Source organism: Microbacterium esteraromaticum, from assembly GCF_028747645.1.
Classification (GTDB): domain Bacteria; phylum Actinomycetota; class Actinomycetes; order Actinomycetales; family Microbacteriaceae; genus Microbacterium; species Microbacterium esteraromaticum_C.
This window is the reverse complement of record NZ_CP118100.1, coordinates 922,091-938,117: the sequence shown is the minus strand read 5'-3', so window position 1 is coordinate 938,117 and position 16,027 is coordinate 922,091. Positions and strand designations below refer to the sequence as shown.

14 protein-coding genes are annotated in these 16,027 nt (G+C 68.4%); 12 read left to right on the top strand and 2 right to left on the bottom strand.

What is annotated here, in order from left to right; all coding sequences use genetic code 11:
• The first annotated feature begins 24 nt into the window (after nucleotides 1–24).
• From ribD to PTQ19_RS04175, 10 genes are all read left to right on the top strand, one after another.
• Nucleotides 25–1,074: a bifunctional diaminohydroxyphosphoribosylaminopyrimidine deaminase/5-amino-6-(5-phosphoribosylamino)uracil reductase RibD gene (ribD, locus tag PTQ19_RS04220; RefSeq protein WP_274368581.1), complete on the top strand. Its 1,050-nt coding sequence runs from the start codon at nucleotides 25–27 to the stop codon at nucleotides 1,072–1,074.
• Nucleotides 1,074–1,709, top strand: a complete 636-nt coding sequence (locus PTQ19_RS04215; protein ID WP_274368580.1) for a riboflavin synthase — start codon at nucleotides 1,074–1,076, stop codon at nucleotides 1,707–1,709. Before ribD ends, PTQ19_RS04215 begins: the two co-directional genes overlap by 1 nt.
• Complete coding sequence (ribA, locus tag PTQ19_RS04210) at nucleotides 1,706–2,974, top strand: GTP cyclohydrolase II (protein WP_274368579.1); 1,269 nt, start codon at nucleotides 1,706–1,708, stop codon at nucleotides 2,972–2,974. The genes PTQ19_RS04215 and ribA overlap by 4 nt, the downstream gene beginning before the upstream one ends.
• Nucleotides 2,971–3,444 (top strand): 6,7-dimethyl-8-ribityllumazine synthase, encoded by a 474-nt coding sequence (ribH, locus tag PTQ19_RS04205; protein ID WP_179411461.1) that lies wholly within the window; start codon nucleotides 2,971–2,973, stop codon nucleotides 3,442–3,444. Before ribA ends, ribH begins: the two co-directional genes overlap by 4 nt.
• Before the next feature lie 53 nt (nucleotides 3,445–3,497).
• Nucleotides 3,498–3,854: a Fe-S protein gene (locus PTQ19_RS04200; RefSeq protein ID WP_179411462.1), complete on the top strand. Its 357-nt coding sequence runs from the start codon at nucleotides 3,498–3,500 to the stop codon at nucleotides 3,852–3,854.
• A gap of 234 nt (nucleotides 3,855–4,088) precedes the next feature.
• Complete coding sequence (locus PTQ19_RS04195) at nucleotides 4,089–5,261, top strand: ABC transporter substrate-binding protein (RefSeq protein WP_274368578.1); 1,173 nt, start codon at nucleotides 4,089–4,091, stop codon at nucleotides 5,259–5,261.
• A 25-nt stretch (nucleotides 5,262–5,286) separates the two neighbouring features.
• Nucleotides 5,287–6,165 carry a branched-chain amino acid ABC transporter permease gene (locus PTQ19_RS04190; RefSeq protein ID WP_179411464.1) on the top strand — a complete coding sequence of 293 codons (879 nt, stop codon included), beginning with the start codon at nucleotides 5,287–5,289 and terminating at the stop codon, nucleotides 6,163–6,165.
• Complete coding sequence (locus PTQ19_RS04185; RefSeq protein ID WP_274368577.1) at nucleotides 6,165–7,886, top strand: ATP-binding cassette domain-containing protein; 1,722 nt, start codon at nucleotides 6,165–6,167, stop codon at nucleotides 7,884–7,886. The genes PTQ19_RS04190 and PTQ19_RS04185 overlap by 1 nt, the downstream gene beginning before the upstream one ends.
• A complete protein-coding gene (locus tag PTQ19_RS04180) occupies nucleotides 7,879–8,604 on the top strand; it encodes an ABC transporter ATP-binding protein (RefSeq protein ID WP_206550263.1) in 726 nt (241 codons plus the stop codon). The genes PTQ19_RS04185 and PTQ19_RS04180 overlap by 8 nt, the downstream gene beginning before the upstream one ends.
• Nucleotides 8,601–9,824: an alpha-hydroxy acid oxidase gene (locus PTQ19_RS04175; RefSeq protein ID WP_179411467.1), complete on the top strand. Its 1,224-nt coding sequence runs from the start codon at nucleotides 8,601–8,603 to the stop codon at nucleotides 9,822–9,824. The genes PTQ19_RS04180 and PTQ19_RS04175 overlap by 4 nt, the downstream gene beginning before the upstream one ends.
• Nucleotides 9,825–9,880: 56 nt before the next feature.
• Here PTQ19_RS04175 and PTQ19_RS04170 read toward each other — a convergent pair whose 3' ends face one another.
• Nucleotides 9,881–10,546, bottom strand: a complete 666-nt coding sequence (locus tag PTQ19_RS04170) for an HAD family hydrolase (protein ID WP_274368576.1) — start codon at nucleotides 10,544–10,546, stop codon at nucleotides 9,881–9,883.
• A gap of 201 nt (nucleotides 10,547–10,747) precedes the next feature.
• Between PTQ19_RS04170 and PTQ19_RS04165 the strand changes: the two genes are divergently transcribed.
• The gene (locus PTQ19_RS04165; protein WP_274368575.1) at nucleotides 10,748–12,628 is read left to right on the top strand and encodes an ABC transporter ATP-binding protein; all 1,881 of its coding nucleotides are present in this window, start codon (nucleotides 10,748–10,750) and stop codon (nucleotides 12,626–12,628) included.
• A 121-nt stretch (nucleotides 12,629–12,749) separates the two neighbouring features.
• Nucleotides 12,750–14,066 carry a DUF2254 domain-containing protein gene (locus tag PTQ19_RS04160; RefSeq protein ID WP_274368574.1) on the top strand — a complete coding sequence of 439 codons (1,317 nt, stop codon included), beginning with the start codon at nucleotides 12,750–12,752 and terminating at the stop codon, nucleotides 14,064–14,066.
• A gap of 78 nt (nucleotides 14,067–14,144) precedes the next feature.
• On the opposite strand, the gene PTQ19_RS04155 is transcribed toward PTQ19_RS04160, so the two are convergent.
• The gene (locus tag PTQ19_RS04155) at nucleotides 14,145–16,016 is read right to left on the bottom strand and encodes a phosphoenolpyruvate carboxykinase (GTP) (RefSeq protein WP_274368573.1); all 1,872 of its coding nucleotides are present in this window, start codon (nucleotides 16,014–16,016) and stop codon (nucleotides 14,145–14,147) included.
• Nucleotides 16,017–16,027 lie beyond the last annotated feature (11 nt).

The following is a 16,027-nucleotide window of genomic DNA, read 5'->3' as shown; positions in this document are numbered from 1 at the left end:
CGGAATCCCAGAGAAGGATGACCGATGGCAGTGACCGAGACCGAGCGCACCGCGATGCGCCGCGCGCTCGAGATCGCGACGAGCGGCCCGCGCGGACTGAACCCGCAGGTGGGTGCGGTCATCCTCTCCCCCTCCGGTGAGACGCTCGCCGAGGGCTGGCACCGCGGCGCCGGCACGGCGCACGCCGAAGTCGACGCGCTCTCGAAGCTGACAGCGGATGCCGCCCGCGGGGCCACCGCCGTGGTCACTCTCGAACCCTGCAACCACACCGGTCGCACCGGCCCGTGCGCACAGGCGCTGATCGATGCCGGGGTCACGCGTGTCGTTTACGCGCTCGACGATCCCGGCGCCGAGTCCAGTGGTGGCGCTGAACGGTTGCGCACCGCCGGTATCGAGGTGCTGTCGGGCGAGCAGGCCGGCGCTGCCCACGACCTCATCGCCGACTGGCTGGAGCTGCAACGGCTGGGCCGCCCGCACGTCACGGTGAAGTGGGCGCAGAGCCTGGACGGCCGGGCCGCGGCATCCGACGGCACCAGCCAGTGGATCACCGGGCCCGAGGCGCGTGCTGACGTGCACCGGCGCCGCGCGGCGGCCGACGCGATCGTCGTCGGCACCGGAACCGTGCTGGCGGACGACCCCGCGCTCACCGCACGCGACGGCGATGCCCTGCACGCCCGCCAACCGGTGCCGGTCGTGATCGGAACACGGCCGACGCCAGCGGGTGCCACCGTGCACCGGCATCCGCACGCCCCGCTGTTCTTCGCAACGCACGACGTCGCCGCTGTCGTCGCCGCGCTCGGCGAACGCGGCGTGCAGCGCGTATTCGTGGAGGGCGGTCCGACGCTGGCCAGCGCGTTCGTCGCCGCCGGCCTGGCCGACACCGTGCTGGCCTACATCGCCCCGGTGCTGCTGGGCGGGGATCGCCTGGCCCTCACCGATATCGGCGTCGCCACGATCGGCGATGCCCGCCGACTTCAGGTCGACGAGTGGATTCCGCTCGGCGCCGACCTGCTCGCCGTGGCGCGTCCCGTCGCCACGCGCGTCGACTCTGTCTCCCCACCGGAAGGAAGCTGATGTTCACCGGAATCATCGAAGAGATCGGCGAGATCGCCGCGATCGCGCCCTCGGGCGACGGTTGGCGTCTCACCGTCCGCGCTCCCAAGACCGCATCGGATGCCGTCCATGGCGAGTCCATCGCGGTGAGCGGCGTGTGCTTGACTGTCGTCGGCTCGACCGCAGACACGTTCGACGCCGATGTGATGCGGCAGACGCTCGACGTGTCGGCGATCGCTGACGCGCAGGTCGGCACCCGGGTGAACATCGAGAAGGCGATGCCGGTGGGTGCGCGTCTGGGCGGACACATCGTGCAGGGACACGTTGATGGCATCGGCACCGTGGTCGAGGTGCGTCCCGGCGCCGAGTGGCGGGTGCTGCGCATCAGCCTGCCCGCCGAGCTCGCACCGCTGGTGGTCGACAAGGGGTCAATCGGCGTGGCCGGCACGTCGCTCACCGTGAGCGCCGTGAGCGAGCCCTCGACCGCCGTGGACGGGCACTGGTTCGAGGTGTCGCTGATCCCCGAGACGCTGGATGCCACCACGCTCGGCGCGCTCGAAACGGGCGACACCGTCAACCTCGAGACCGACATCCTCGCCCGACACGTCGAACGCCTGCTGGCGTTCCGTTCCCACCCGGAAGGAGGCTCGCGATGAGCCTTTCCCCCATCTCCGACGCGCTCGACGCGCTGCGCGCGGGCCGCCCGGTGATCGTCGCCGACGACGAGAACCGCGAGAACGAGGGCGACATCATCATCTCGGCCGAGCTCGCCACCCCCGAGGTGATGGCGTGGATGGTGCGCTGGACGTCGGGACTGATCTGCGCGCCGATGCCGGCCGACCTCGCCGATCACCTGAACCTGCCGCCGATGGTCGAGGCCAATGAAGATGCCCGGTCGACGGCGTACACGGTCAGCGTGGATGCCGCCGAAGGCGTGACCACCGGAATCAGCGCGCACGATCGCGCACTCACCCTGAACGTGCTGGCCAACCCCCAGTCGACCGCCACGAGCCTTATTCGCCCGGGCCACATCCTGCCGCTGCGTGCGGTCGATGGTGGCGTGCGCGAACGCGCCGGACACACCGAGGCAGCCGTCGAACTGATGCGCCTGGCGGGGTTGCACCCGGTCGGGGCGATCGCCGAGGTCGTCGATGAGGACGGCAGCATGATGCGCCTGCCCAGTCTGCTCGAGCTCGGTGCTCGCGACAATGTTCCGGTGATCACGATCGAGCAGATGATCGCGTACCTCGACGAGCACGAGCCGCGTGACGCACACGCGCCGCACACCCCGCACCGTCGGGTGAGCCTGCGCGCTGACGCCACCGTGCCCACCGCGCACGGCACGTTCCGCATGCTCGCGTACAAGGACCGCGTCACGGGCACCGATCACCTCGCGATCGTCTCGGGCACGCTCAGTGAGACGGCTCTGGTGCGAGTGCATTCGGAGTGCCTGTCGGGTGAGGCGTTCGGTTCGTTGAAGTGCGAGTGCGGCCCGCAGCTGCAGTCGGCGCTCGATCGCATCGACGACGAGGGCGGTGTGGTCATCTACATGCGCGGTCATGAGGGCCGCGGCATCGGGCTGATCAACAAGCTGCGCGCCTACAGCCTGCAGGAGGAGGGCCTCGACACGGTCGACGCCAATCTCGCGCTCGGTCTGCCGGCCGACGCCCGCGACTACGCGGCAGCCGCCGGCATCCTCACCGACCTCGGTGTCTCGCGTGTGCGTCTGCTGACCAACAACAGCGACAAGGTGAACAAGCTGCGCGAGCTCGGACTCGATATCGTCGAGCAGGTGCCGCTGATCGTCGGAGTCGGCCCCAACAACCACCAGTACCTCGAGACCAAGCGCGACCGCATGGGCCACATCATCGGCGAAGCCGAGCTGGCCGAGGCGCTCGCGCAGGGAAAGGACCACGCATGAGCCACGCCGGAGCCCCCGCCGCCGCACCCATCGACGGAAGCGGTCTTCGCATCGTCGTGATCGCCGGCACCTGGCACGAGACGATCTCGAACGGCCTGATCGCCGGAGCCCAGCGCGTGCTGGATGCCGCCGGAGCCGAGCACTCACTGGTGCGCGTGCCGGGCTCGTTCGAGCTCGCAGTCGCCGCGCAGGCCGCCTTCGCCGGTGGTGCGGATGCCGTCGTCGCGCTCGGCGTGATCATCCGCGGTGGCACCCCGCACTTCGAGTACGTCTCGGCGGCAGCCACCGATGGACTGAACCGGGTATCGCTGGATGCCGGCAAGCCGGTCGGCTTCGGACTGCTCACCCTGGACGACGAGCAGCAGGGCCTCGACCGGGCGGGACTGGAAGGCTCGAAGGAGGACAAGGGCGCCGAGGCCGCGGATGCTGCCGTGCGCACTGCTCTGGTGGTGCGGGAGCTGCGCGGCTGATACGCGCCGCGTAGCAGATCCCACTCTCTTTCGCGGATGGCTACTCTGGGGTCATGGAGACCCTGCGGCACATCGTTGTATTCATCCACCTGATCGGTTTCGCCGTGCTGTTCGGCGCCTGGGCCGTGCAGGCCTTCGGCGGCAAGCGCGAAGTGACCCGTCTGATGCACATCGGCATCTCGATCGCGGCTGTGGCGGGGCTCGCTCTCGCCGCCCCCTGGGGTATGCCCGAAGGCGCCGAGCTCAACCACATGAAGATCGGCGTCAAGCTGGTCATCCTGCTGGTCATCGGCGCGTTCCTGGGCATCGGCCAGGCGCGCCAGAAGAAGCACGGCGCGGTTCCGCCCGCTCTGTTCTGGGGCATCGGCATCCTGACGCTGACGAACGCGGGACTCGCCGTCCTCTGGTGATCCGCTGAGCGGCTGTAGCCCCGGAGCGCCCGACGCTCCGGGGCTACAGCTATGCCTCGGTAACATCCGTGTCGTGTGGCATCCGGTGGCCGTGACCCCCACTAGGCTCGATCCAACGCCGATTTCGCGCGCATCGATGAGGCTGACGCGCGCGCCCGGTGAGCACAACGTCTTGTACTCGCCCCCTTCGGCGAACTCCCCTGCAATCCGTGTGCCTCGCTGATTGGAATTCCCATGCGCAAGCTGCTCAGTTCTGCTGTCTTCCTGTCCGCTTCCGTTCTGGTGCTCGCCGGCTGCAGTAGCAGCGACACCGGCAGCGGCGCATCGGCCGAGGGTCTGAAGGGCTCGGGCAGCGGTGACAGCTGCGTCATCGATGCGACCGTCCCCGTGGGTGCTGCGCTCAGCCTGACCGGTGGGGCGGCGAGCTACGGCGAGTCGCAGCAGATGGGTCTCGAACTCGCGCTGGAGCACCTCAACGAGAAGGACGGCGTCGCATACGATCTCACCGTCGAGGACGACGGCACCGACCCGCGCCAGGCCATCAGCGTCTTCGAGGGCTTCGTCTCGGCGGGATCGAGCGCCATCATCGGCCCGACCCTGTCGAACACGGCGTTCCAGGCGCAGCCCATCGCGCAGGAGTCCGGCGTTCCCGTGCTCGCGATCTCGAACACCGCCACGGGCATCACCGCACAGGGTGACTTCGTCTTCCGCGACTCGCTCACCGAGGCTCAGGTGATCCCGCAGACGATCGCCGCCGCCAAGCAGAACCTGGGCCTTGAGAAGGTCGTCGTGATGTACAGCAACGACGACGCGTTCACCGAGTCGGGCGTCGAGGTCATGCAGTCGGCGCTGGATGACGAGGGCGTCGAGGTGCTCGACACGCTCACGTTCTCGGTCAAGGACACCGACTTCCGCAGTCTGCTGACGGCCGCGAAGCAGCAGAACCCGGATGCCATCGTCGTCTCGGCCCTGATCGAGGCGGCCATCCCGCTGGTGACTCAGGCGCGCGAGCTGGGCATCGACCAGCCGATCATCGGCGGCAACGGCTTCAACAACCCGCAGCTGATGGCCGATGCCGGCGAGGCCGCCGAGGGCGTCATCGTGGGTGCCGCGTGGAACTCCGCGTCGGACAGCCCCGAGAACACCGCTTTCATGGCCGACTTCGAAGAGAAGTTCGGTTCGGCTCCCGACCAGTTCGCCGCGCAGGCGTACTCGGGGCTGCTGGTCATCGACCACGCCGTGCGCACCAACTGCTCGGGCGAGCGTTCCGACGTGCAGTCGGGCCTGACCCAGGTGACCGACCTGGCGACGCCGCTCGGCGCGATCAGCATCAACAGCGACCGCGACGCCGAGCACCCGGCCGTCGTGCAGATCGTGAAGGACGGCAAGTTCACCGTCCTGAACTGATCGCCGCAACGCAGAGAGACTCCCCATGCAGCAGTTGTTGAACGGCCTGTTCCTCGGGTCGATATACGCCCTGTTCGCCATCGGTTTCACGTTGGTGTTCGGGATCCTCGACCGACTCAATCTGGCTCACCCGGCCGCGTTCGCCGCTTCGGCGTTCTTCGGCATCTGGCTGACCGAGTCGTTCGACATGCCCATCGCCCTGGTCCTGGTGATCGTGTTCGCTTTCGGCGCGCTCCTGGGCCTTCTGATCGAGCGCATCGCGTTCCGGCCGCTGAAGGATCGCCCCGACGCGCACTTCGCCGGTCTGATCTCGTCGATCGCGGTCGGTGGCATGCTCATCGCGCTGCTGCAGGCGGTGTTCGGCCCGAACACGCGCCGGTTCCCTGCTGACACCGTGCCGGCCGAGACGATCGACTTCGGTGCCGGCGTGACCGCCAGCGTGCTGCAGATCGTGATCGTCGCGGTCTCGCTGGGACTGATGATCGGGCTGACCGTGCTGGTGGGGCGCTCCTCTCTGGGGCGTTCCATGCGCGCGGTCGCCGAGAACCCGGGCGCCGCCCGGGTTCTCGGCGTGAACGTCGACCGGGTGACGGCGACGACGTTCGCGATCTCGACGGCACTGGGTGCGGTGGCGGGTGTGCTGTTCGCGCTCAGTGTGAACAGCGCCCAACTGGGTATGGGCACCGCGATCGAGTTGAAGGGCTTGGCGGTGATCATCGTCGGCGGCATGGGGTCCTTGCCCGGCGCACTCGTGGGCGGTCTGATCCTCGGCGTCGCCGAGGTCTTCGCGATCCAGTACGTCGGCTCGAGCTGGCGAGATCTGATCGCCTTCGCCCTGCTGTTCCTCATCCTGCTGGTGCGTCCGCAGGGCCTGTTCGGCAAGCGGAAGGTGCGTGAGGTCTGATGCTGTTCACCGAGTCCACGCTCGTCTTCATCGCGCTCAACGGGGTCTTCGCGTTCTCGTTCTACGCGGTGCTCATCGCCGGCCAGCTGAGCCTGGCGCAGGCCGGGTTCGCGGGGCTGGCCGCCTTCACCGCGGCGGCGATCACGCCGGCGCCGACGGTGTGGGGGCCGATCCCCACCCTGCTGTTCGCGATCACCGTCGGCATGCTGGTCGGTGCTGCCGCTGCCGTCGTCCTCGGGCTTCCCACCATGCGCCTGCGCGGTGTCTTTCTGGCGATCGCCACGCTCGGCGCGGCCGAGGCCATCCGCATCTTCCTGCTCAACGCCGAATGGACCGGCGGCGCTCAGGGCATGCCGGTGCCCAAGATCATGAACCCGGTGGCCGCGTGGATCATCCTGCTGGTGGTCGCGTACTGGTTCTGGCGGCAGGCGCGTTCGCGCTATGGCCGGGCGCTGGACGCGATCCGCGAGGATGAGCTTGCCGCGCGCTCGATCGGCATCAACGTCGGCGGGCACCGGCTGAGCGCATTCGTCGCGGCCGGCGTCATCGCCGGTCTGTACGGCGTGATGTGGGCGTACTACCTGCGACTGATCGCCCCCGAGGATTTCGCGTTCGAGAAGGCGATCGACGGCCTGGTCACTGCCGTGGTCGGCGGCACCGCCAACTTCCTGGGCCCGATCCTCGGCAGCGGCTTCCAGACGCTGCTGCCCGAGCTGCAGCGGGTGATCGGTATCGAGGCGGGGTGGATCCGCCCGTTCATCTCGAGCCTGCTGCTGCTGCTGGTCATCCTGTACCTGCCGGGCGGTATCGCCAGCCTCATCCCCCGTCGCAAGCAGCGGATCGATGTGTCGACGCTCGACAGCGGCGAGCCGTTCGTCGGCCGCATGCACCCTGCCAAGGGCGAGGTCATCGCCGAGCTGAAGGGGTTGTCGAAGGAGTACGGCGGCGTGCACGCCGTGCGCGGTGTCGACCTCACCGTGCGCAGTGGAGACGTGGTCGGTCTGATCGGCCCCAACGGTGCGGGCAAGACCACGCTGGTGAACATGATCAGCGGCCTGACCCCGCCGTCGTCGGGTTCGGCGACGGTGCTGGGCGTGCCGATCGGGCGCACGCCAGTACACAAGATCGCGGCTGCGGGTGTCACCCGCACGTTCCAGCACTCGAAGCTGTTCAACCGGCTGACGGCGCTCGAGAATGTGCTGATCGGTGCGCACCTGGTCGCGAAGCCGACCTTCCTGCGCCGTCTGCTGTGGCTGCCGTCGGCGCGCCGCGACGAGCGTCTCGCGCTCGAGCACGCCGCCCGCTGCCTGCGCCGCGTCGGCCTGCTCGATAAGGCCGATGTCACCGCCAAGGGCCTGTCCTACGGCGACCAGCGTCGGCTCGAGATCGCGCGCGCTCTGGCTGCCGACCCTTCGCTGCTCATCCTCGACGAACCGGCCGCGGGCATGAACCATGTCGAAGCCGAGGGGCTTTCCGAGCTCATCCGCTCGCTCACCGACGATGGTCTGACGATCATCTTCATCGAGCACAACGTCGGCATGGTGCTCGACACGTGCGACCACATCATCGTGCTGAACTTCGGTGAGGTGCTCGCTGATGGCACGCCCGCCGAGATCGCCGCGGACGAGCGCGTGATCGAGGCCTATCTGGGCGCCGCCGACGAGAGTTCCGCGCCGCACACCTCGACGCCCGTCGCTCGTTCGGAGGAGAGCAATGACTGATCCGCTGCTGAGTGTCACCGACCTGTCGGTGTCGTACGGGCGCGTGCACGCCGTCCGCGGCATCTCGTTCGACGTCGCGCCTGGGTCGCTGGTCACGCTCGTCGGTGCCAACGGCGCCGGCAAGTCATCGGTCATCAATGCGATCGCCGGTGTGGTCAAGCCGTCGGCCGGCAAGATCGTGTTCGACGGCGTCGACGTCACCAAGTCGAAGTCGCACCACCTCGTGCCCCGTGGCCTGGTGCAGGTACCCGAGGGTCGGCAGATTCTGGCGACGATGACCATCGCCGAGAACCTGCAGCTGGGGGCCCGTTTCTACGGGGCCGGTGCGAGCGCGGGCATCGACGAGATGTACCAGCGGTTCCCGGTGCTCGGCGAGCGCCGCAAGCTCGCCGCCGGTTCGCTCTCGGGCGGTGAGCAACAGATGCTGGCGATCGCCAGGGCGATGCTTGCGCGTCCGAAGCTGATCCTGATGGATGAGCCTTCGATGGGGCTCGCACCGAAGATCGTCAACGAGGTCTTCGGCGTGATCGACGAGGTGCTCGCCGGAGGCACGACCGTGCTGCTCGTCGAGCAGAACGCCCGTCGTGCGCTGCAAGCGGCCAGCGAGGGGCACGTGCTGCAGAACGGCGAGATCGTCCGTTCCGGGGCATCCGAGGCGCTGCTGGCCGACGACGACATCATCCAGGCGTACCTGGGCACCGGACGGGAGAAGGAATGACCGACCGACGTCGCATCGCCCGCCGCATCCCCACCTGGGGCGCCGTCGCACCGTTGCTGGGATTCCGTCGCCCGGTCTGGAACGGCGTCGATCGCCGCCTCGCCCAGGCACTGTCGGTGAAGGACCTCGCGCGCATCGCGCGACGCACGACTCCCCGCCCTGTCTTCGACTACGTCCACGGCGCCGCCGAGGACGAACTGAGCATCGCCCGTGCCCGGCAGGCGTTCGCGGGCGTCGAGTTCGAGCCGCGCGTGCTGCACGACGTGGCCGAGGTCGACACCTCCACGACGATCCTGGGAGCGCGCGCCTCGTTCCCGCTGATCATGGCGCCCACCGGGTTCACGCGCATGATGCACCACGAGGGCGAGATCGCCGTCGCGCGGGCTGCAGCCCGTGCCGGCGTGCCGTACACGCTATCGACCATGGGGACGACCTCGCCGGGCGAGCTGCGCGGCGCCGTCCCGGACGGCGCCAACTGGTTCCAGCTCTACCTGTGGAAGGACCGCGACGGCACGCGGCAGCTCATCGACGAAGCGCGCCGCACCGGCTACGACACGCTGGTGCTGACGGTCGACACGCCCGTCGCAGGAAACCGACTCCGGGATGCGCGCAACGGGCTGACCATCCCGCCGACGCTGAATCTCAAGACGATGTGGGACATGGCCTGGCATCCGTCGTGGTGGTTCAACGTCCTCACCACCGATCCGATCGAGTTCGCCAGCCTGCGCTCGTTCGACGGCACGGTCGCGGAGTTGGCGACGAAGATGTTCGACCCGAGTCTGAAGATCGAGGACCTGGCTTGGCTGCGCGAGGAGTGGGACGGCAAGCTGGTCGTCAAGGGCATCCAGTCGGTCGCGGACGCGGAGCGGGTGGTGGATGCCGGAGCCGATGCCCTGGTGGTCTCCAACCACGGCGGACGTCAGCTCGACCGGGCGCCCACTCCCCTGCGGCTGCTGCCCGAGGTCGCCTCGGCGGTCGGTGACCGCACCGAGATCTTCCTCGACACGGGCATTCTCTCGGGTGCCGATGTGCTCGCGGCCGTCGGACTGGGTGCGGATGCCTGCATGGTCGGCCGCGCGTACCTGTATGGCCTGATGGCCGGCGGCGAGCGCGGGGTGGATCGGATGCTGCAGATCATGCGCGCCGAAGCGGTGCGCACCATGCAGCTGTCGGGCGTGTCGACGGTGAACGAGCTGCGTGGGCGGGTGCGGTTGGGCTGACCCGTGGTGGAGCCCAGAGCACAGCCCCACTCGGGAGCGGATGGCGGTGCGACTGGTCAGTCGTCGAGGAACTCCTCGACGGCTGCGATCGTCTCGCTGTTGTCGCGGTGCAGGATTCCCCGGATACCGACGGCAGCAGCCCCGTCGAGCGCTCCCTGGCGGTCGTCGATGAAGAAGACACCCGCCGGGTCAGCCTCCATCCGCTCCAATGCACGCAGGTACGCCTGTGGATCAGGCTTGCTCACGCCCTGCTCGTGGCTGTAGCAGATGGGGTCGAAGATCTCTGAGAAGCCGTAGCGCCGTTCCTCTTGCTCGCGGGCGCCATCGGCCGAGTTGGACAGGATCGCAAGTCCGGCCCGGCCTCGTAGCGATCGGGCGTAGTCGATGAGTTCGGCGTTCGCGGTACCGCAGTACGCGTCCCAGAAGTCAGCGCGCATGGCATCCCGTTCGGAGGTCTCGAGGTTCAGTGCGGCGCGTATCCGCTCCCAGAACTCGCTCTCCTTGCCTGCAACGAGATCGATCTGCGGCAGGCGCGCCTCGGCGAGGCGCGCCTCGAATTCCGGGCGCGGGATGCCCGTGTGCGCGCACCACCGCTGCCACCACTGCTCCTGCCAGGCGTCGTCATCGACGACCTCGAGCACGCCACCGATGTCGAACAGGACCCACTTCTGCGCGCGCGTAGGTGGTGATTCTGCGTGCGTTGCGCTTGCGGATGAGCTCATTGCGACACGGTCACGCGGCAGGTGCTTCGGAGGAGTCAGCATCCGCACATCCTGACATGCACGCCTTCGGAAGCTTGCGCTGTCAGACGATCTTCTCCGACAGAGATTCCCAGGCGGTGTAACCAGACAGGCACCGCATAAGAACTTCGGCGGAGAATAGAGGGGATCCCCCAAGCATCCTCCCTCCAGATCGAGGTCCTCATGTCTCGCACGGCGCCAGCACGCCGACGCGGACGCCGTGCGCAACAGGACGGTCCGCGCGCCACGTTCCGCCAGCTCCTCCCCTTCCTGTTCGAGCATAAGAAGGTGCTCGTCGTGGTCGCGGTGCTCAGCATCGTCGGCGCGGCGGCATCGCTCGTGCAGCCGCTGCTGGTCGGCCAGGTGATCGACCGTGTGCAGCGTGACGAGGCGCTCGGCACGCTGGTGTGGTTGCTGATCGCGTTCGTCATCGCCGCCTCGGTGATCTCGGGCTACCAGCACTATCTGCTGCAGCGCACCGGCACAGCCGTGGTGTACTCCAGCCGCCGCAAGCTCATCGCGCGAATCCTGCACCTGCCGATCAGCGAGTTCGACTCGCGACGCACCGGTGACCTGGTCTCGCGCGTCGGTACCGATACGACGCTGCTCTACGCCGTTCTGACGCAGGGTCTGGCGGATGCCGTCGGCAGCAGCATCCTGTTCGTCGGCGCGCTGATCGCGATGCTGATCATCGATCCGCTGCTGTTGCTGCTGATCGTCGTCGTCATCGGCGCCTCGGTCGTCGTGGTCGTGGGGCTCAGCGGCCGCATCCGCACCGCATCCGCCGCCCAACAGCACAAGGTGGGCGAACTGGCCTCCGGCATCGAACGGGGTATCTCGTCGATCCGCACCATCCGCGCTTCCGGTGCGACGGCGCGCGAGACCGCAGCGGTCGATGAGCTCGCCGGCGAGGCCTACGGACTCGGTGTGCGGATCGCGAAGATCTCGTCGATGGTCGTCCCGATCGCCGGCATCGCCCTGCAGCTGTCGTTGCTCGTCGTGCTCGGTGTGGGCGGGTTCCGGGTGGCGTCCGGTGCCCTCACCATCGCGGCGCTGGTGACCTTCATCATGTTCCTGTTCATGCTGATCATGCCGCTGGGGCAGGCGTTCGGCGCGATCACCTCGGTCAACCAGGCGCTCGGTGCGCTGGGTCGCATTCAAGAGGTGCTGGATCTGCCGACCGAGAGCCAGGACGACGAATCGGATGCCACAGTCACTGCCGCCCCGGTCGTCGGCGCCCCGGCCATCGAGTTCCGCGATGTGCGCTTCCGCTACCCCGACAATGTCATCGCCGCGCGCGAGGCCGCCGCGAAAGAGGCGCAGAACCTGCTGGTCGACGCACATCTGGAGCACGCCTCGGACGAGGTCCGGGCCGATATCGACCGCGACGTGCTCAAGGGCGTCTCGTTCGCTGTGCCGCGCGGTGCACGCGTCGCGTTGGTCGGACCGAGCGGCGCCGGCAAGAGCACGATCCTCTCGCTTGTCGAGCGCTTTTACGATCCGACGGGCGGATCGATTCGCCTGGCCGGGCACGATGTGCGCACCTACCCGCGTGAGCAGCTGCGCGCGCAGTTCGGGTACGTCGAGCAGGATGCCCCCACGCTCGCCGGAACGCTGGCCGAGAATCTGCGTCTTGCCGCCCCGGACGCCACCGACGAGGAGTGCGAACGGGTGCTGCGTTCGGTGAACCTCGGCGATGTGCTCGAGCGCAGTCCGCTCGGACTGACTGCGCCGGTCGGTGAGGACGGCGTGATGCTCTCGGGGGGTGAGCGCCAGCGTCTGGCCATCGCACGCGCCCTGCTGACCGAGGCGCCGATTCTGCTGCTGGACGAATCGACCTCGTCTCTGGACGGTGTGAATGAGCAACGGATGCGCGAGGCGATCGACGCCGCAGCCGAGGATCGCACGCTGCTGGTGATCGCCCACCGCCTCTCGACCGTCGTCGACAGCGATCTGATCGTCGTGCTGCGTGACGGCGTCGTCGAAGGACAGGGCACTCACGACGAGTTGATCGAGTCGACACCGTTGTACCGGGACCTCGCACGGCATCAGCTTCTCGTCTGAGCATCGGGTGGCGCCGACACCCCCACTTCGCGCCGAGACCCCGTCGTATGGACGTCCATACGACGGGGTCTCGGCGGTATCTAGGGGTCTCGGCGAGTCAGGACGGGGCGTACTCTGAAGCATGCGTTCCTGGTACCTGCGTGCACGCGAGTCGTTCTGGTTCGTGCCGGCACTCTTCGCTCTCGGCGCCGTCGCGCTCGCTCTGACGCTGATCGAGGTCGACCGCCTACTGCTGGAGACCGGCATGGCCGTGCCTCTGGCGACCGGTGGCCTCTCGGCCACCGGTGGGCGCGCGATACTCACCGTCATCGGTGGCACGATGCTGGGCGTGGCCGCGACCTCGTTCTCGATCACCATCGCCGTGCTGGCCACCGCTTCGTCGACCTACGGACCGCGCCTCGTGCGCAACTTCATGGCCGATCGGGGCAACCAGGTGGTGCTGGCGGTGCTCACCTCGACGTTCTTGTACACGCTCGTCGTGCTGCGCGCCGTGCGCACCGAACAGGACTCCAGCGAGGCATTCGTGCCGGCCCTCGCTGTCGGGTTCGCCGTCGTCCTTGCCGTGTGCGATGTTGCGGTGCTGGTGTACTTCATCCACCACATCGCTCGGTCGGTGCAGGTCACCACGCTGCAGGCCCGGGTGTTCGACGAGCTGATGGCCGCGATCGACTTACTGTACCCGTCTGAGCGGGAGCGCACCGAGGATGCCGTCGAGATCGCCGGCCTGCGCACGGCGGGAGTCATCACTGCTGCGCGAGCCGGGTACGTGCAGCACGTCGATCTGCCCTCGCTCACTGCGTGTGCGCGCCAAGTGGATGCGCTCATCCAGGTGCTGGCTCCTCCGGGGCGTCATGTGCTCGCCGGCGACGCTCTCGCCCGGGTCCTCTACTCCTCGGAGCACGACGACGATCCCGGTGCGGATCGCCTTGAGAGAACCGTACGGGCGGCGATCACCATCGAGCGCTACCGCACGCCGCAGCAGGACCTGCGCTATGCCGCTCAGGGGCTGACCGAGACCGGGATCCGTGGACTCGGCAGCGGTACGAACGATCCTTACACTGCCGTCTCGGCGATCGATGCGCTCGGAGTAGCCCTGACCGAGTTGTTCCGGCGCCCGCCGGCAGCGACCGTGCACTCCGACGCGTCGGGCCGTGCACGCGTACTGTGCGCATGGCCGCCCCCCGCACAGGTGCTCGCCGATGTGATGCTGGCTCTGCGCACCTACGCGATGGGGCATCCTCTCGCCGTGCACGCCGCAATCCGGATGCTGATGCGTGTCGAAGCGGTAGCCGTGGGCGAGAACCGGACGGCGCTCCGTGACGAGGTCGCGGCGTTCCGTCAGGCGTACCTCGCAGCCTCGCCCACAACGGTCGACGCGACGCCCATCGTGGCCTCGTTGGACGGCCTGATCACCCGCGTGGACGCACCGGGAGCATGACGCGACGCCGGGATGCCGGCGACCACTCAGCCATGGGTCGTCTCCGGCATTCCGGCGTCGCGAATCTGCGTTGGAGGTTCAGCGCGCGGTGTTCAGGCGGTAGCGCAGTGCCTCCAGCTCGCTGTGCAGCGCGGCCGGGAGCGTGTCGCCGAAGACCTTGTAGAACTCCTCGGTGGAATCTGCCTCGGCCAGCCACGCATCAACATCGACGTCGAACAGCTCATCCAGATCGGCGTCGGTGACGTCGAGGCCGTCGAGGTTGAGGTCCTCCCGCAACGGCAGTCGTCCGATCGGGCTGTCGACGGCGGCGACTTCGCCCGAGATACGGCGGATGATCCAGTCGATCACGCGCGAGTTGTCGCCGAACCCGGGCCAGAGGAACCGGCCGTCCTCGCCGCGGCGGAACCAGTTGACCTGGAAGATGCGCGGAGCGCGATCGAACCGCAGCGAGCGGCCGACCTTCAGCCAGTGGCCGAAGTAGTCGCCCATGTTGTAGCCGCAGAACGGCAGCATCGCGAAGGGGTCGCGGCGCAGTTCGCCGACCTTGCCCTCGGCCGCGGCGGTGCGCTCGGACGAGATGGTCGACCCGAGGAACACGCCGTGGGTCCAGTCGGTCGCCTCGACGACGAGCGGCACGTTGCTGGCACGGCGTCCGCCGAACAGGATGACATCGAGCGGCACGCCCTCTGGGTCCTCCCAGTCCTCGGCGATCTGCGGGCACTGCGATGCAGAGACCGTGAAACGCGAGTTGGGGTGCGCCGCCGGACGACCCGAGTCCGGAGTCCAATCGTTGCCCTGCCAGTCGATCAGATGCGGCGGCGGGGTCTCGGTCAGCCCCTCCCACCACACGTCTCCGTCGGGACGCAACGCGACGTTCGTGAAGATCGTGTTGCCCCACAGCGTCTCGACCGCGGTGACGTTGGTCGACTCGCCTGTTCCGGGTGCCACGCCGAAGAATCCCGCCTCGGGGTTCATCGCGTGCATCCGCCCGTCCTCGCCGGGGCGGATCCAGACGATGTCGTCGCCGAGCGTCTCGACCTTCCAGCCGGGGATGGTGGGGCGCAGCATGGCCAGGTTGGTCTTGCCGCACGCCGAGGGGAACGCCGCGGCGACGTGGTACGCACGCCCCTTCGGGTCGGTGACGCGGATGAGCAGCATGTGCTCGGCCAGCCAGCCCTCATCGCGGGCGATCACCGACGCGATGCGCAACGCGAAGCACTTCTTGGCGAGAATGGCGTTGCCGCCGTAGCCCGAGCCGTACGAGTACACCTCGAGCGTGTCGGGAAAGTGCACGATGTACTTCTCATCGTTGCAGGGCCATTCGACGTCTGCCTGGCCCGGCTCGAGCGGAGCGCCCACCGAGTGCACGGTCTTGACCCACGGCGCGCCCTCGGCGATCTGGCGGGTGACCGCGTCGCCGACGCGCGTCATGATGCCGATGGATGCCACCGCGTAGGCGCTGTCGGTGACCTGGACGCCGATGTGCGAGAGCTTGCCGCCGACGGGACCCATCGAGAACGGGACGACGTACATGGTGCGGCCGCGCATCGAGCCTTCGAAGACGCCATCGAGCGTGGCGCGGATCTCGGCCGGGGCGACCCAGTTGTTCGTGGGGCCGGCGTCTTGCTCGCGCTCGGAGGCGATGTAGGTGCGTCCCTCGGTGCGCGCGACGTCGCTGGGGTGCGAGCGGGCGAGGTAGGAGCCTGGGCGCCACTCGGGGTTGAGTTTGAGGAGCTTGCCCTCGTCGACGAGGGTGTGCATCAGGGCGTCGTTCTCGGCGCGCGACCCGTCGATCCAGTGGATGCGATCGGGCTGGGTGAGCGCGGCGATGCCGTCGACCCACTCGCGCAGCTCAGCCATGGCCGGGGTGTCATACGCGGGCACGGCACCGAAGCTGCGCAGCGGTGCGGCGGCAGGGATGCTGGGTGCGTACGTCTCGGCGAGTGCCATGTCTGCTCCTT

Coding starts and splice junctions, on each gene's coding strand:
- ribD (WP_274368581.1), top strand. CDS start 25: ATGGCAGTGACCGAGACCGAGCGCACCGCGATGCGCCGCGCGCTCGAG.
- PTQ19_RS04215 (WP_274368580.1), top strand. CDS start 1,074: ATGTTCACCGGAATCATCGAAGAGATCGGCGAGATCGCCGCGATCGCG.
- ribA (WP_274368579.1), top strand. CDS start 1,706: ATGAGCCTTTCCCCCATCTCCGACGCGCTCGACGCGCTGCGCGCGGGC.
- ribH (WP_179411461.1), top strand. CDS start 2,971: ATGAGCCACGCCGGAGCCCCCGCCGCCGCACCCATCGACGGAAGCGGT.
- PTQ19_RS04200 (WP_179411462.1), top strand. CDS start 3,498: ATGGAGACCCTGCGGCACATCGTTGTATTCATCCACCTGATCGGTTTC.
- PTQ19_RS04195 (WP_274368578.1), top strand. CDS start 4,089: ATGCGCAAGCTGCTCAGTTCTGCTGTCTTCCTGTCCGCTTCCGTTCTG.
- PTQ19_RS04190 (WP_179411464.1), top strand. CDS start 5,287: ATGCAGCAGTTGTTGAACGGCCTGTTCCTCGGGTCGATATACGCCCTG.
- PTQ19_RS04185 (WP_274368577.1), top strand. CDS start 6,165: ATGCTGTTCACCGAGTCCACGCTCGTCTTCATCGCGCTCAACGGGGTC.
- PTQ19_RS04180 (WP_206550263.1), top strand. CDS start 7,879: ATGACTGATCCGCTGCTGAGTGTCACCGACCTGTCGGTGTCGTACGGG.
- PTQ19_RS04175 (WP_179411467.1), top strand. CDS start 8,601: ATGACCGACCGACGTCGCATCGCCCGCCGCATCCCCACCTGGGGCGCC.
- PTQ19_RS04170 (WP_274368576.1), bottom strand. CDS start 10,546: ATGAGCTCATCCGCAAGCGCAACGCACGCAGAATCACCACCTACGCGC.
- PTQ19_RS04165 (WP_274368575.1), top strand. CDS start 10,748: ATGTCTCGCACGGCGCCAGCACGCCGACGCGGACGCCGTGCGCAACAG.
- PTQ19_RS04160 (WP_274368574.1), top strand. CDS start 12,750: ATGCGTTCCTGGTACCTGCGTGCACGCGAGTCGTTCTGGTTCGTGCCG.
- PTQ19_RS04155 (WP_274368573.1), bottom strand. CDS start 16,016: ATGGCACTCGCCGAGACGTACGCACCCAGCATCCCTGCCGCCGCACCG.